The following is a 14,388-nucleotide window of genomic DNA, read 5'->3' as shown; positions in this document are numbered from 1 at the left end:
GGGTTCTAGGCCGAGGCTTCTTCCAGCAGCTTCTGGAAGGCGGGCGTGGACACCAACTCCGCGTTGGCCGGGTTCTCCAGCGCCGCCCGGAACTGGGGGGTGTCCAGCACCTCCTGGAACGCGTCGTCCACGCGGTGGTCCTTGTAGATCTGCTGGACGGTCAGGTCGGGATAGGCGCTGACGAAGACCCCCGCGGCCTCCTGGTGGGCGACGAACCAGTCCTTCGCCCCCGGATCCTTGACGCCGGGGAACCCTTCGCTGTGCGAGAAGACCGTGTCGAAGCGGTCCCCGACCACCGTCTGGGCGAAGTCGTCGATGTAGTTGTCCCAGGAGCCGTCGAAGACGCTGGCGAACATGAACCGGGTGTCGTTGTCGAAGATCACGTGCCGTGCGTCGTGCAGGGTGCCGATCTGGCGCACCGCCGCATGGACCTTCTCGTCGTCCGCCGCGTCGGCGAGCTTGGCGAGATCCTTGCGCAGCTCGTCCGCATGGCCCGGCTTGATCTTGGTGAAGACGGTGAACTCGCTGCAGACCCCGTCCGACCTGCCCGGACGCTCGGGGTGAGCCGACTGGGTCGCACCTGTCGTCGCAGTCATCGTGGAACTCTCCTGCCACGGATCGGTGCGAGGGGCACCAGGCGCCCGAACATGAGACACCGTCGCCCTCACACCTCAATCCTCACCACGGACGCGCTGCCTCGCATCCGGGGAAAACCCCTGGCCCTCAAGCCCGGAACCCTTGGGGCCCCCGCCTCGCGAGCCTCCCGAGGACAGACCCGGCCGGGCGCAGGAAGATGGAACCAGTGGGACGTGCCGAGTGCGCCGTACACCGTCGTACTTCTCGGGCAGCCACTTCCGTACGGCGGTGAAACGCGGCGCACGGCCGTGAAGCGCACGACCGAGCAGGCAGCGGCGCAGCCGACCGCACGCCGGCCTGTCGCGCCGCGCCAAGCCCAACTCGGCCGGATCGCCACCCCGACCCCACGCGGAGGCAACCATGGGCGCAGTTCTCGGTGACGTACTGGGATTCGCGGCCGGCGTCGCGGTCAGCCCGCTCCCCATCATCGCCGTCATCCTCATCCTCGCCACGCCTCGGGGACGTCTCAACGGCGTCCTCTTCACGGTGGGCTGGATTCTGGGACTCGCGGTACTGGGTGCGATCATGCTGGCGATCGCCTCCCCGGCAGGTGCCTCCTCCCACAACCACCCGGCCACCTGGGTGGGAGCCCTCAAGCTCGCCCTCGGCCTGTTCCTCGTCCTCTTCGGCGCCCGGCAGTGGCACCGGCGTCCGAGGGATCCCTCACAGGCCCGGCTGCCGAAGTGGATGAGTGCGATCGACGGCCTCACGCCGGTCAAGGTCTTCGCACTCGGACTGGCCCTGGCGGCGCTCAATGCCAAGAACGCGCCGCTGACCATCGCCGCGGGCGCCGCGATCGGCTCGGCCGACCTGCCGCTGGGGCAGCAGATCGGCTCTCTGGCGATCTTCGTCGTGATCGCCACCCTCGGCCTGCTGGCCCCGCTGGCGGTCTACCTGCTCGGGGGAGAGCGCGCCAAGACCACGCTCGGCAACTGGAAGGACTGGGCGGCTCAGCACAATGTCGCCGTGATGGCGGTCCTGTTCTTCGTCCTCGGGCTGAAACTGCTCGGGGACGGCATCTCCGTCCTCGCCTCCTGAGAAGCGAGGTCGGACGTACGGCGTCCGGTGCCGGGGGACCCTTACCAGTAGTGGCGTCGGCCGGCCACCGCGTGCCCCATGGATCCCAGGATCCAGAAGGCGGCACCGACCACCGCCAGAATGATGCCGAGGGTCCACAAGATGGATATCCCCGTGACGAACCCGACGACGAGCAGAATGATTCCGACAGCGATCATGGCCTACCTCCTGGCGTTTCCTGAAGCCTGCTGGTAGTTGCCGGGTTCCCCGAAGCGGCGATGTCATCCCGAAGCCGGCCGCATCAGATTCGTCCGATGACCCTTTGTCGGCTGTCGGGGTTCGCGGGACATGGCGCCCCCGCGGAGGCCCGGGCCCACCGGCGGCCGCGGTGGGCCCGGGCGTGACCGTGGACCCACCGCCGCGTCTCGCGTTCTACCGCCGGTCAGAGGTCGCGCCAGCGCGCGTTGGCCCAGGAGAAGACCCCGAAGGCCATCAGGCCGATGGCTATCAGCGCCAGCAGCCAGGGGCCCGCCGGGGTGTCGGCGAACGTACGCAGGGTGTCGTCCATGCCTTTGGCCCTGCCGGGCTTGTGCTGGACGGCCGCGGCGACGGCGAAGCAGCCCGCGGTGGCGAAGACGACGCCCCGGGCCGTACCGCCGAACGTGCCGAAGAAGGCGACGACTTTACGCATCTTCGGTGACATCTCCGACATCCTGAGGTGCTTCTCGAACTTGCGCATGACGGCCCGGGCGGCGATCCACAGGCCGGCAGCGGCCACCGCGGCACCCGCGACGCCGACGATCCACTGCCCGCCGGGCCAGTCCAGGGCCTTCGCCGTGACGTCCTGGGAGTTCTTGTCGGAACTGCCGCTGCCGCTGCTCTTGTCCCCGGCCGCGTAGGAGAGGACGGAGTAGGCGACGAATCCGTAGAAGACGGAACGGCCCGCGGCCATCGCCCTCTTGCCCGGTTTCCCGCCGTCGGGACCCGCCTGTCCGAAGGCGGCCTCGGACAGCCGCCACAGGGCCATCCCGGCCAGGGCGACGCCGAGCATCCACAGCAGTACGGTGCCGAAGGGCTTCTGGGCGATCTCGGCGATCGCGCCGCCCCGGTCGGCCTGCTTGCCCCCGCCGGAGAAGGCGATCCGCAGGGAGAGAACGCCGATCAGTGCGTAGATGACCCCACGGGCGACGAAGCCCGCCCGGGCCGCTGCCGCGATCGCCTTGCTGTTCGCCGCACGTCGAACCTGACCGCGTCCGCGTGTCGTTGCCGATCCAGTAGCCATGTCCTACCGGATGCCCCGGAAGGCCGAGGCCATCCCGGGACCGACCCTCCGCTTCGCCTTCCGGCGCACTGCCGAGGAAGGTGGCGCGGAGGAAGCCGGCCGGGGTCCTCGATGGGCGGGGCCCACGCACGAGACGCCGGCGGACCCGATGACCCTCGGAGGACCTCGGCAACCGCAGCACGGCGACCCGCCGGTGCGATGGGAGACCTGCGGATGCGCGACGACTGCCTCGGCCTGTCAGGCGGGCCCGTCAGGCGGGCCTGTCAGGTGGGCCCGTCCGGGCTCCGGGAGAAGACCGTGTCGCCGGCCATCGCCACGATCGCGTCCTTGACGAGCAGCACGCGCGGCGGGTAGCTCTGCGCCTTGTCCCCGGGGTCGGCCAGTGCGGAGGTGCGCCAGACCTCCGCCCCGGTGCGGCTGTCCAGTGCCAGCAGACGGCCGAAGCGGTTGGAGAAGTAGACCCGTTTGTACGTCGCCGACACGGCGGGCGCGGACAGACTCTCCACGTCCGTCACCTTCTGCCAGAGTTGCTTGCCGCTGTCCGCCGACACCGCGGTGACCGACCCGTCGGACCGGACGAAGTAGACGATGCCGTCCACCAGGGTGGCCGCGCCGGTCAGTGGACGAGCCAGCGGTATCCGTCTGACCTGCCCGGTTTCCGAGGACACCCGCAGCAGCGCGTTGTACGGCCGTTCGTATCCGGCTTCGTAGACGTCCTTCGCGGTCTGCGGGGCGAGGAACAGAGGTTGCCCGTCGACCGCGCCGAGCGCCTCCGCCTTCTTGGGGAGTCCGGCGGTTTCGGTCAGGCTGCCGGATCCGAGCTTCATCAGTTCGACCGGGGCCTGGCCGGGCTCGGTACCCCGCGAGCACAGGGCGTAGGGGACGCCCCCCAGCACCGACGGAGTGCAGTACTCGTCCAGCGAGGGCGCCCGCCACAGTTCCTTGCCGGAGGGCCCGTAGGCCACGAACGACGAGTAGTCGGGAGACAGGGTCAGCAACCCGCCGTCGTACAGGACCGCGGCCTCGGACTTGTTGATGTCGCGTTGCCACCGCCGGTCCCCGGTCGCGGCGTCGAGGGCCACCACGCGCCTGGTGTTGTCGTCCGGATCCTCGTACACGTAGACCAGCCCGTCGCGGACGCCGATCGGCTGCGCCCCCTGAGGGCGGGTGCCGGTCCGCCACAGGGTGCGGCCGGAGGCCGCGTCGACCTTGGCGACCGTGACGCCTGTACCGCCGCAGAAGAGGGCGCTTCCCTCCGCCACGCATCCGGAGCTGTTGTAGTCGAGAGGGACACCCTTCACGTCGTACCGCAGCTCCGTGCGCCACGGCCGCCAGCCGGCGGGCAGTGACGCGGCACGGGCGGTGGCCGTGGCGGTGGCGGTGGCGTCCGAATCGGAGACGAAGACGCCCACGCCGACACACAGCGCGGTGACGGCCAGCACCGCGCCGAGACCGGTGAGCAGCATCCGGGCTCGGCGTCGCTTGCCGGTTCCGGAGCCGGTGCTGGTGCCGGTGGCCGTGCCGGTGCCGGTGGCCGTGCCGGTCGTGGCGCCCGCGGTGGCGGTGGCCGCGCTCCGGGCAGCGGGGTGGCGCCGGGGGTTCGGTGACTGTCCGGTCTTCGGAGACTCGGTGGCGTCGGCCTCCGGCAGCGCCTGGAGCATGCGGTGCAGGTCCGTCAGTTCCGGGCGTGCGGCCGGGTCCTTGTGCAGGCAGCGCTCGACAACACCCAGGAGCGCCTCGGGCACCCCGCCGAGGTCCGGGGCCCCGTGCACCACCTGATAGCCCGTTATGTACGGGCTGTCGGCGTCGAACGGTCCCGTGCCGACGGCCGCGAACACCAGCAGCGACCCCAGTGAGAACACGTCCGAGGCCGGGGTGACGTCCCGGGGAGCGGCCAGTTGCTCCGGCGACATGAAGGGCGGCGTGCCGATCATCCGCCCGGTCGTGGTCAGGTTCTGGTTGTCGGAAGCGCGCGATATGCCGAAGTCGATGACGCGCGGCCCGTCCTCGGTCATCAGGACGTTGCGCGGTTTGAGGTCCCGGTGCACCAGGCCCGCCCGGTGGATGTCGCGCAGCGCCTCGGTGAGCCCCAGCCCCAGCGCGCGCAGTTCCCGCTGGTTCAACGGGCCGTCCTTCTCCACGGCTTCGGCGAGGTTGAGCCCCGGTACGTAGAGCGTCGCCATCCACGGCCGGTCGGCGTCCGGATCGGCGTCCACGACCGGCGCGGTGAAGGCACCGCTCACTCTGCGCGCTGCCGCGATCTCCTGCCGGAAGCGGGTGCGGAACTCCTCTTCCTGGGCGTACGGCCCGTGGACGAGCTTGACCGCGACCTGCCGCCCCGAGGCGGAGACTCCCAGATAGACGACTCCCATGCCGCCCGTCCCGAGCCGACCGAGAAGGGTGTACCCGCCTATGGACTCCGGGTCCCCGGTGCTCAGGGGCGTCATCGCCGATCGTCCTTCCCAGCGCCTGCCTGCCTCACGGGGATCAGGGTAGGGCCTGCCGTCCCGGAAACTGAGCCGCTCATTTCCCGACCGGGCTCCCGCACCCTCCCGCATCCCGTTAGGCATTCCAGGAAGGCCACGTTTCCGCAGTTCAGAGCTGGTTCGATCATTCCAGCATCCCGAAACTCCCGCAGGGAATGGCGGATGGAACGCCGCAGGGCACAGGCTTGGGTCATCCGAGCAGGGCGCCTCACCGGACACGGCGGTCGTCCTCGTTCAACCCCGCGTTCACGGCTCGCACTTGCGGCGCGCCCACGCACACCACACGCAGCACACCCAGGACAGAACCGACCGGCACAGCCCACAACCGGAAGATCACCTTCCGAATATTCAGAGAGCAGTCCACTCATGCGTATCGCCACTCGTTTCGCCTCCCGCGCGGCCGCCTCCTCCATGGTCGTCGCCGCCGCCCTCGCGCTCGTCGGTTTCCAGGCCACCGCGCAGACCGCCTCCGCCGCCACCAAGAAGGCCTCCTCGGTCGTCACCTGCACCACGGCGAACACCAAGCTGACCGTCACCGAGGTGTCCCGCCCGATCAACCACCTGCTGCTCAAGGCCACCAACACCGGCACCAAGCCCTGCTACGCCTACATCGCCCCCTTCCTGAGGGCCGGCGCCGACGCCCAGGCCCCCCTGCCGTGGGCCGAGGAGACCACCCCGCAGGCCGTGGTGACGCTCGAACACGGCCAGTCCGCGTACGCGGGCATCACGACGTCGTCCCCCGACGGAGAAGGCGGAGCCAAGGAGAAGACCCTGGGCGTGTTCTTCGCCGACAGGAAGGGCAACGCGACCAGCACGGAGAAGACCCTGAAGCTGCCGAAGGGCGGCGTCTTCTTCAACAGCGCCGCCACCGTCACCTACTGGCAGGACAACGCGGCGGACGCCCTCTCCTGGTAGCCGTTCCCCGAGCCCCGCACCGCACCGCACCAACCCCAGGTCACCGACCTGGGGTTGTCTCGTCCGGCATGGCACCGGAAGGCGCGGAGGCGCACCGCTGTCGACCCTGGTGGACCCGAACGAGTTTCGCGGAGGTCTAAGGCCGTCGCAGGAGTCCTCTTTCCATGGCCACCACCACCGCCCTCGTCCGGTCGTTCACATCGAGTTTGGCGAACAGGCGCAGCAGATGCGTCTTCACCGTGGCCTCGGCGATCACCAGGCGTCTGCCGATCTCGGCGTTGGTGAGGCCGTCGGCCACCGCGTTGAGGACATCGGTCTCGCGGTCGGTCAGTGGGTCCTGGACGGGGCGCCGCATCCGCGCCACGAGCTTCTCGGCGACCCGGGGTGCCAGCACCGTCTCGCCGCGTGCGGCCGCGTGGATGGCGTCGACAAGCTGCTCGCGGGTGGTGTCCTTGAGCAGATAGCCGATGGCACCGGCCTCCACACCGCGCTCGATCTCCGTGTCCGTGTCGTACGTCGTCAGGATCAGCACCCGGGTACGCGGATACCGGGCGACGATCTCGGTCGTCGTCGCCACCCCGTCCAGAACGGGCATCCGCAGATCGACGAGGGCGACGTCGGGGTCGTACCGCTCGACGAGTCCGAGCCCGTCGCGCCCGTCGCCCGCCTCGCCGACGATCTCGATGCTGTCCTCGGCGGCGAGCAGGGCGACCACTCCGGCCCGCATGACGGTGTGATCGTCCACCACGACGATACGCAGAACCCCCTCACTCATGCTTCACCCTCGTCCCCCGTGGGGATCATCGCCAGGATCCGCGTCCCGTCTCCCACCGAACTCGTCACCGTGAGCCTCCCGCCCAGCTCCGCCAGTCGTTTGCGCATGCCGTAGAGCCCGAAGCCCGTCGACTCCTCCACCACGAATCCGGTCCCGTCGTCGGTGATCTCCAGTTCCACTCCGTACGGACGCCGGACCAGCACCACGCCGACCGTGGACGCGCGCGCGTGTTTGCGCACGTTGGCCAGGGACTCCTGGGTACAGCGCAGCAACGCGATCCGGGTCTGCTGGTCGCACTCGAGGTCCGCCAGGTCGGCGTCCACGGCAAGCCCGGTGTCCTCCGCGAAGCGGTCCAGCGTGCGGCGCAGCGTCTGCGTCACCGAACCGGCCGCCTCGCCGCCCGGGCCCGGCTGCCGCACCGAACCGACCAGCTCCCGCGCCTCTGCCAGGTTCTCCCGAGCAGTGGACTCGATCGACCGCACTTGCTGGGCACTGCGCGCGGGATCGTCGGACATGCCCGCCCGTGCCGCCTCCGCGAGCACGATGATCGATGCGAAGCCCTGCGCGAGCGTGTCGTGGATGTCCCGTGCGATGCGTTCCCGTTCGTCCGCCGCGCCCTGTCGCTGGTGAGCCTCGGACAGTTGCGCCTGCGTCCGCTCCAACTCCCCGATCAGCCGGGCCCGTTCGCTGCTCTGCGCGACGACCGAGTGCGCCCACAGGCCGATCAGTACGCCCACCGCGACCACGATCAGGGTGGACACCAGCGTCTCGCCGAAGAACTCCGCCGACCAGCCCTGCCGGACCAGGGCCCCGGCCAGCGTGGCACCGGTGGCCAGTCCGAGGAACCCCATCGAGGCCCTGGGCGTGGGCCCGAACATCCAGTAGTGCGGCAGCGTCACCATGAACAGGGCCGCATAACTGCTCCCGAGGTACGCCAGTCCGCCGAGGGCGAGTACCAGCACCGAGAGGTAGACCTGCGGACGTACGACGGGATTCCCCGGAAAGCGGTCGAGCACCGCGTAGCACAGCACCACGCAACCGAGCAGCGCGAGCGCCTTGTACTTGCTCCCGCCGGACGGAGCGGCCGTCACCAGCCCGACGGCCATCGCACCGAACAGCGCCCAGCACACGGCGTTCCACCGCCGCAGCGAAGTGGCCCAGAAGGGGTCGGCCGAGGGGTCGGCGAGAGCGGTCATGCCGATCAACGTACGTCGACCGCCAGGTGCCCGTCGGCGATTTGAGCCGCCGCCTTTCGCTCCGCCGCCCGCGAGGGCCACCAGCTCGCCTCGCCGAGCAGCAGCATCGCCGACGGCAGGACCATGATCCGGACGACGAAGGCATCGAGCAGCACGGCCACCGCGAGGACGAAGCCGATCTGCTTCATCTCGATGATGTGCAGGAAGACGAAACTCACGAACACGGTCGTCATCACCACCGCGGCGCTGGTCACCACGCTCGCCGACCTGTGGATTCCGTCGAGCACGGCCTGCCTCGTGGACGCTCCCGCGAGCACGGCCTCCCTGATCCGGCTCACCACGAACACCTGGTAGTCCATCGAGAGCCCGAAGAGGATCACGAAGAGGAACAGCGGTACGCGCGAGCCGATCGAACCCGTGGAGTGGAAGTCCAGCAGCCCTTCGGCCCAGGTGCCCTGGAAGACCAGGACGAGCAGTCCGAGCGCCGCCGCCGCGGACAGCAGATTCAGTACGACACCGATCAGGCCCAGCACCACCGAGCGGAACGCGTACACGGTCATCGCGAAGGTCACGAGCAGCAACGCGCCGAGGACCAGCGGGAGTTTGCTGTTCTGGTGAGCGGGATAGTCGGTGTACCGGGCGACATCCCCGCTCACTCCGTACTCCGCCCCGTCGATCCGCCCGACGGTCGCGGGCAGGTAGTCGTCCCGCAGGTGGTCGAGGGACTCGTACGCCTGCTCGGAGTTGCCCAGGTACGGCACCTTCAGTTCGAGCACGCTGATCCGGTGGTCGGTCGACGTCCGGATGCCCGAGGCGCCGGCGAACAGCGGGTCTGCGTCAGCACGCCTGGCCAGCTCGCGCAGCGCCCCGGTGACCTCGCCGGAGCGCGCGGCGTCGGAACGTACGACGACCTGGTGCGTGACCCGCTGCTCGGGGAACGCCTCGTTCAGCCGGTCGTACACCCGCATGGCGGGGATGTCGCGGGAGTGCGTGTCCCGGCTCATCTCCGTGATCTTCAGGCCTGCCAACGGGGTCACGAGCGCGAGCAGGGCGAACACCGAGACGCACAGGGTGGCCAGCGGGTGCCTGCTCGCCGGCCGCAGCAGCGCGGCCCACACGCGGCCGCCGCCGTCGCCCCGTGTCCGGCGCGCCGGCTTTCCGCGCAGGTCCCGGCGCCGGGACCTGCGCTCGGCCCGCTGTCCGAGCTTGACCAGCAGTGCCGGCAGCGCCGTCAGGGAACTGGCCACCGCGACCAGGACGACCACGATGGTGCCGGTGGCCAGCGAGGAGAAGATGACGTCCGAGGCGAGATACAGCGTCGCGGTGGAGGCCACGACCGCGAGTCCGGAGATCACGACCGCCCGGCCCGAGGTCGCCGCGGCCAGCTCCACCAGCGCCTCGGAGCTCAGCCGGCCGCCCGAGCGGGCGCGCTCCTCACGCTCCCGCTTGAGGTAGAAGAGCGTGTAGTCGACGCCGACGGCGAGGCCGATCATCAGGATGACGTTCGTGCCGACCCCGGCGTCGGGGGAAAGGTGCGAGGCCACCATCGACAGCCCGACGGCCGCCGCGATCGACGACAGAGCGAGCAGCAGCGGCACCCCTGCCATGGTCACCGACCCGAAGACGGCCAACAGGGTGATCAGGGTGATGGGCAGCGTGATCTCCTCCGACAGCGCCAGGTCGTCGCCGCGCTGCTGGTCGACTCCCTTGCTGATGGAGGGACTTCCGGTCTCCTCCAGCAGCAGCGCAGGACGCGCCTTCCGCACGGCCTCGGTCTGCGCGAGCAGCGCGTCGACCTTGTCCTTCGCGTCCCGTTCCTCGCCCTTCAGGGCCACCTCCACCATGAGGATCCGGTGATCCCCGGACAGCAGCGGGTCGGCCACGCCCGCCACCTCGGGCAGCCGCTCCATCCGGGCGGTCAGGTCCTTCGCGGCGGCTTCGGCCGCGGCCCGGTCGAGGGGGCCCGACCGGGAGGAGATCAGCACCTGCTCGGTGGACCTGCGTTCCAGGTGCCCCTCGGCGGCCATCGCCTCCGCCCGGCCGGCCTCGCCGACCCGGTAGTCGGCCGTCGTCGCGCTGTGCGTGCCGACGGCACTGCCGATCCCCAGGCACAGCACCACGAACACGAGCCAGCCGACGATGGCCCGCCAGGGGTGCCGGGCGCTCCAGCGCGCCATACGGACAGTGATTGAATTCATGCCCAAGAGCCTTGCTGGCAACCGCAGTTGGCAGACAGAGGTGTCTGGTTGAACTTCGGGTCCACCGATCGGTGGACCTACTGCGGCGCGACCGGTCCCGGACGTCGGTTCGACAAACGGAAAGGGAGTATTCACTTGTGCTGGTCACATCGGTCGTGCGTCCGACGTGAATGTGATCGACGCTCCAGTAGTTGATGATCCATCACCCGGCACGCATGGCCGTGTCCGTAATCGATTCGGAGAGTCACCGGAATGTCAGTGCGGCGGGACGGGACCTCGACGGCGTACGAACGCTATCTGCACACCGATGAGTTACTCAGCCTGCAGCGGGACACGGAGGGGCGCGTCGACCCCGACGAGATGATCTTCATCGTCGTGCAGCAGTCGTCGGAGCTGTGGCTCAAGCTCATCGCGTACGAGATGGAGTCCGCCGTTTCCGCGACGCGCTCCGATGCCGTTCTGCGGGCCGTCCGGCACCTGCGCAGGGTCCATTCCTACCTGCTGAACCTCATGGGACAGCTCGACGCGCTGGACCACATCCCGCCGTGGGCGTACCAGCGGATCCGGACCCAGCTGGAGGACGGCTCGGGGTTCTCCTCGCCGGGATGGTCGAGCACCCGGAGACAGGCCCGGGCGCTGGGTGAGGAGTTCACCGCGTTCCTGGCGCGCCGGGCCGTCGGACTGCACGAGGTCTACACGCGGCTCACCGAGTTCGAGGACCTCTACCAGCTCGCGGAGAGCCTCGTCGACCTCGACAGCGACTGCATGCTGTGGCGCACGCGCCACCTGAAGGTCGTCGAGAGGATGGTCGGCGTCGACGCGGTGGGTGTGGCCGGAACCCCGATCCACGTGCTGGCGAAGCTCGCCACCGAGCGCCTCTACCCGGAGCTGTGGCGCATCCGGTCACAACTCACCGGCGAGGCCGGCGAGTACTTCGCCACCGCGCCGACTCCCACCCCCTGACCGAAAGGCCGAGATGTCCGAGTTCTCCCGCGAGTCGTTGACGGACTGGGACCGCGTCGTCGCCGCCGTACGCCCCCACCTCGACGCTCTCCTCGACACCCAGCGCACTCCGTGGACACGGCCGGTCACCAGCGACGACAAGGCGTTCTACGAGCGCTCGCGGGACGCGGGAGCGGCTCCGGAGCGTGGTACCCCGCTTCCGGAGCTGTTGACGGAGATCACCTCGACGGTCCTGGACCGCGGGTACCTCAACGGTGCCCACCCGCAGTACTTCGGGTACTTCCACCCGCGGCCGCTGCCGGTGGCCGTCCTCGGCGACAGCATCGCGTCCCTGCTCAACCAGAGCCCGGCGGCGTGGCGGATGGGGCCGGCCGCCACGGCCATGGAGACGGAGACGCTGTCCTGGGTGGCGGACTTCGTCGGCTACCCGAACGCGACCGTCCCCGGCGGCATCTTCACCTCGGGCGGGACGATGGCCAACATATCCGCGTTGAAACTGGCCCGGGACGCCGTGCTGGGCGACGCGGTGCGGGAGAACGGGATCACCGGCGGCGGCACCGTGTACGTCTCGTCCGAGCTGCACTACTCCGTCTCCAGGGCGATGGACTTCCTCGGCATGGGGCGGGCGGCGCTGCGGGTCGTGCCGACCGACCGTGCAGGGCGAATCACCGTCCCGGCACTGCGGGAGCGGATCGCGGCCGACGTGCGGGCGGGGCACCGGCCGGTCGCGGTCGTCGGCCTGGCGGGGGCGACGGCCACCGGCGCGATCGACCCCCTGGCGGACCTGGCGCAGGTCGCGGCGGATCACGACATGTGGTTCCACGTCGACGGTGCCGCCGCGGCGGTCTTCGCGGGCCTTCCGCGTACTCAGGAACTGTTCACCGGACTCGCGTCGGCAGACTCGGTCACCCTGGATCCGCACAAGTGGATGTTCGTGCCGTACGGGTTGGGGTGTCTGCTGGTGCGCGACCCGAGCCGGCTCTCCGCCAGCTTCGCCGACCAGGCGCACTACTGGAACCACGACTCCCGCGCCGATTTCGTGTTCCTGGGCCCGGAGGGCGCCCGGCCGTGGAAGTCACTGGGGCTGTGGCTGGCCATGCGTCACCTCGGCCGCGAGGGATACGCGGACCTGCTGCTGGGCAACCTGGACGTGGCCCGGCACCTGGCCGACCGGGTCCGCGCCACCGACGGCCTCGAACTCCTGGCCGACCCGGTTCTCCCGATCTGCTGTTTCCGCGCGGTGCCCGGACGGGACGGCGTGGACCTCACCGAGTACACCGAGCGACTGCACCGCGCGGTGGTGGAACGCGGCGACTTCCATCTCACGGTCTGCCACCCGAACGGCGAGCCCTACCTGAGAGTGGCGGTGAACAACTACACCACCCGGAACGAACACGTCGACGCCCTGCTGGAGGCCGTGATCGACGCGCGCGCCACGCTCGACGCCTGACGGTCCGGGCAGGACCTTCGCGCTGAAGCCCGTCCGGCGGGCCTGCCGCCCCCGTCCGTGCGCCCTCGCCTGAAAGGATCCGGCCGGTGCCGGACAGGACGGGGCGTGGAATCCATGACGGAAGAGGAGGCGCGCCAGAGGCAGCGGGCGCGCTTCGAAGGACTGGCGCACGTGGTGGTGGAACCGTTGCACCGGTATCTGCTGCGACGGACGAGCGCCGACACGGTCGACGACATCCTGGCGGAGGCGATGCTGGTGCTGTGGCGCCGCATCGACGACGTCCCCGGTCTTGGCCCGGCGCCGGATTCCCCGCCCGACCCCGATGACGTGCTCCCGTGGTGCTACGGGGTGGCGCGGGGCTGCCTGGCGAATGCCCGTCGCGCCGACGGGCGCCGTCTCCGGCTGGTGGAGCGGTTGATCCGGACGCGGGAGCAGCAGCCGGCCGGGGCCGCCGACCACAGCGATCTGCACGCCGCGCTCGCCGCCCTCGGGGCGCTGGACCGCGAGGTGGTGCGGTTGTGGGCGTGGGAGGGGCTGGCGCCCCGGCAGATCGCGGAGGCGACCGGGCTGACGTCCAACGCGGTGAGCATCCGGCTGAACCGGGCCAAGAAGAAACTCGCCCAACAGCTGAGGCGAAAGCATGACGAACCGTCCGGACACAAGAGGGTTGAAGGAAGGAGCGGTCAGTGAACGACGACGAGTTGCTGGCCCGGCTGAAGTCCGCGGACCCGGCGCTGACCCCCCATGCTCCGCTGCCCGACATCGACCGACTTGTGGAGGACACCTTGACCACCGACACCGCGCTCCGGACCGGCGTCACGGTCCCCGTGAAGACCGCCGCGCGGCGGAGCCGCCGTCAGCTCCTCGGACTCGCGGCGGCCGCCGGTCTGCTTCTGCTCGGCGGCGGCATCGCCGCAGGATTGATGGCGCACGACGACAACGGGCACCCGGCCTCGGCCGGCCCGCTGACACTCACCACCCACAGCGGCTTCGGCGCCCAGAAGTGCGCGGCACCCAGCCCCGACACCCTGCGCGGGTACCCGACCCTCTTCGTGGGGACGGTCACCTCCGTCAAGGGCGCCACGGTCACCTTCCGGGTCGACTCCTGGCTGAAGGGCGGCGACACGCAGACGGTCGTGCTCGACAGCGACGCGAGCCGGCCGGAGGCACTGACGTTCTCGGAGGGTGAGCGCTACATCGTGGCCGCCGAGAACGGTGTCGTCCCGGTGTGCGGCGCGAACGGGGCCTCTGACGAGACCGTCGACGAGTTCCGCCAGGCATTCGGGAAGTAACGGAACACGGCCGCACGGACGATCCGAGCCCACCGACGGCCGCGGTGGGCTCGGTCGTATCTGATGTTCCGTCACATCCGCGTGCATGCACTGTTACCCGAAGCGCCGGTATTAATTCGAATGATCAAAGTATTGAGATCAATTGTGTGATGAGTAGGCTTCCCCTGACATGGCGCGG

At 69.9% G+C, this 14,388-nt stretch carries 13 protein-coding genes; 6 read left to right on the top strand and 7 right to left on the bottom strand.

What is annotated here, in order from left to right; all coding sequences use genetic code 11:
* Nucleotides 1-5 precede the first annotated feature (5 nt).
* Nucleotides 6-596 carry a hypothetical protein gene (locus ACZ5K7_RS40045; protein WP_468921952.1) on the bottom strand — a complete coding sequence of 197 codons (591 nt, stop codon included), beginning with the start codon at nucleotides 594-596 and terminating at the stop codon, nucleotides 6-8.
* A gap of 400 nt (nucleotides 597-996) precedes the next feature.
* On the opposite strand from ACZ5K7_RS40045, the gene ACZ5K7_RS40040 reads away from it, so the two are divergent.
* On the top strand, nucleotides 997-1,674 hold the full coding sequence (locus tag ACZ5K7_RS40040) for a GAP family protein (protein WP_351709568.1): 678 nt from the start codon (nucleotides 997-999) through the stop codon (nucleotides 1,672-1,674).
* A gap of 41 nt (nucleotides 1,675-1,715) precedes the next feature.
* Here the strand turns inward: ACZ5K7_RS40040 and ACZ5K7_RS40035 are convergent, their stop codons facing one another.
* The 3 genes from ACZ5K7_RS40035 to ACZ5K7_RS40025 all read right to left on the bottom strand — a co-directional run bounded on the left by ACZ5K7_RS40035 (nucleotide 1,716) and on the right by ACZ5K7_RS40025 (nucleotide 5,382).
* Complete coding sequence (locus ACZ5K7_RS40035) at nucleotides 1,716-1,871, bottom strand: DUF6131 family protein (protein ID WP_351709565.1); 156 nt, start codon at nucleotides 1,869-1,871, stop codon at nucleotides 1,716-1,718.
* A 224-nt stretch (nucleotides 1,872-2,095) separates the two neighbouring features.
* Nucleotides 2,096-2,935: a DUF1206 domain-containing protein gene (locus ACZ5K7_RS40030; RefSeq protein WP_468921948.1), complete on the bottom strand. Its 840-nt coding sequence runs from the start codon at nucleotides 2,933-2,935 to the stop codon at nucleotides 2,096-2,098.
* A 263-nt stretch (nucleotides 2,936-3,198) separates the two neighbouring features.
* Entirely contained in the window at nucleotides 3,199-5,382 is a 2,184-nt protein-coding gene (locus ACZ5K7_RS40025; RefSeq protein WP_468921945.1) for a serine/threonine-protein kinase, read from the bottom strand.
* Nucleotides 5,383-5,787: 405 nt separating this feature from the next.
* Between ACZ5K7_RS40025 and ACZ5K7_RS40020 the strand changes: the two genes are divergently transcribed.
* On the top strand, nucleotides 5,788-6,336 hold the full coding sequence (locus ACZ5K7_RS40020; protein ID WP_351709556.1) for a DUF4232 domain-containing protein: 549 nt from the start codon (nucleotides 5,788-5,790) through the stop codon (nucleotides 6,334-6,336).
* Between the two features lie 136 nt (nucleotides 6,337-6,472).
* Here ACZ5K7_RS40020 and ACZ5K7_RS40015 read toward each other — a convergent pair whose 3' ends face one another.
* Genes ACZ5K7_RS40015 through ACZ5K7_RS40005 form a run of 3 tightly spaced genes read right to left on the bottom strand, consistent with a single transcriptional unit; the run spans nucleotide 6,473 to nucleotide 10,505 of the window.
* Nucleotides 6,473-7,111, bottom strand: coding sequence for a response regulator transcription factor (locus ACZ5K7_RS40015; protein ID WP_351709553.1), 639 nt, complete (start codon nucleotides 7,109-7,111; stop codon nucleotides 6,473-6,475).
* The gene (locus ACZ5K7_RS40010; RefSeq protein WP_468921942.1) at nucleotides 7,108-8,307 is read right to left on the bottom strand and encodes a sensor histidine kinase; all 1,200 of its coding nucleotides are present in this window, start codon (nucleotides 8,305-8,307) and stop codon (nucleotides 7,108-7,110) included. The genes ACZ5K7_RS40015 and ACZ5K7_RS40010 overlap by 4 nt, the downstream gene beginning before the upstream one ends.
* Nucleotides 8,308-8,312: 5 nt before the next feature.
* Nucleotides 8,313-10,505 (bottom strand): MMPL family transporter, encoded by a 2,193-nt coding sequence (locus tag ACZ5K7_RS40005; protein WP_468921939.1) that lies wholly within the window; start codon nucleotides 10,503-10,505, stop codon nucleotides 8,313-8,315.
* Nucleotides 10,506-10,757: 252 nt separating this feature from the next.
* Between ACZ5K7_RS40005 and ACZ5K7_RS40000 the strand changes: the two genes are divergently transcribed.
* From ACZ5K7_RS40000 to ACZ5K7_RS39985, 4 genes are all read left to right on the top strand, one after another.
* Nucleotides 10,758-11,468 carry a tryptophan 2,3-dioxygenase family protein gene (locus tag ACZ5K7_RS40000; RefSeq protein WP_351709544.1) on the top strand — a complete coding sequence of 237 codons (711 nt, stop codon included), beginning with the start codon at nucleotides 10,758-10,760 and terminating at the stop codon, nucleotides 11,466-11,468.
* A gap of 13 nt (nucleotides 11,469-11,481) precedes the next feature.
* Nucleotides 11,482-12,918 (top strand): pyridoxal phosphate-dependent decarboxylase family protein, encoded by a 1,437-nt coding sequence (locus ACZ5K7_RS39995; RefSeq protein ID WP_468921935.1) that lies wholly within the window; start codon nucleotides 11,482-11,484, stop codon nucleotides 12,916-12,918.
* A gap of 114 nt (nucleotides 12,919-13,032) precedes the next feature.
* Nucleotides 13,033-13,608 (top strand): RNA polymerase sigma factor, encoded by a 576-nt coding sequence (locus ACZ5K7_RS39990; protein ID WP_351709594.1) that lies wholly within the window; start codon nucleotides 13,033-13,035, stop codon nucleotides 13,606-13,608.
* Complete coding sequence (locus ACZ5K7_RS39985; protein WP_468921933.1) at nucleotides 13,605-14,210, top strand: hypothetical protein; 606 nt, start codon at nucleotides 13,605-13,607, stop codon at nucleotides 14,208-14,210. Before ACZ5K7_RS39990 ends, ACZ5K7_RS39985 begins: the two co-directional genes overlap by 4 nt.
* Nucleotides 14,211-14,388: the final 178 nt, after the last annotated feature.

This window comes from Streptomyces sp. NPDC031497, assembly GCF_055580905.1.
Note: the sequence above shows the minus strand (reverse complement) of the source record. Positions and strands in the feature narration are given on the sequence as shown.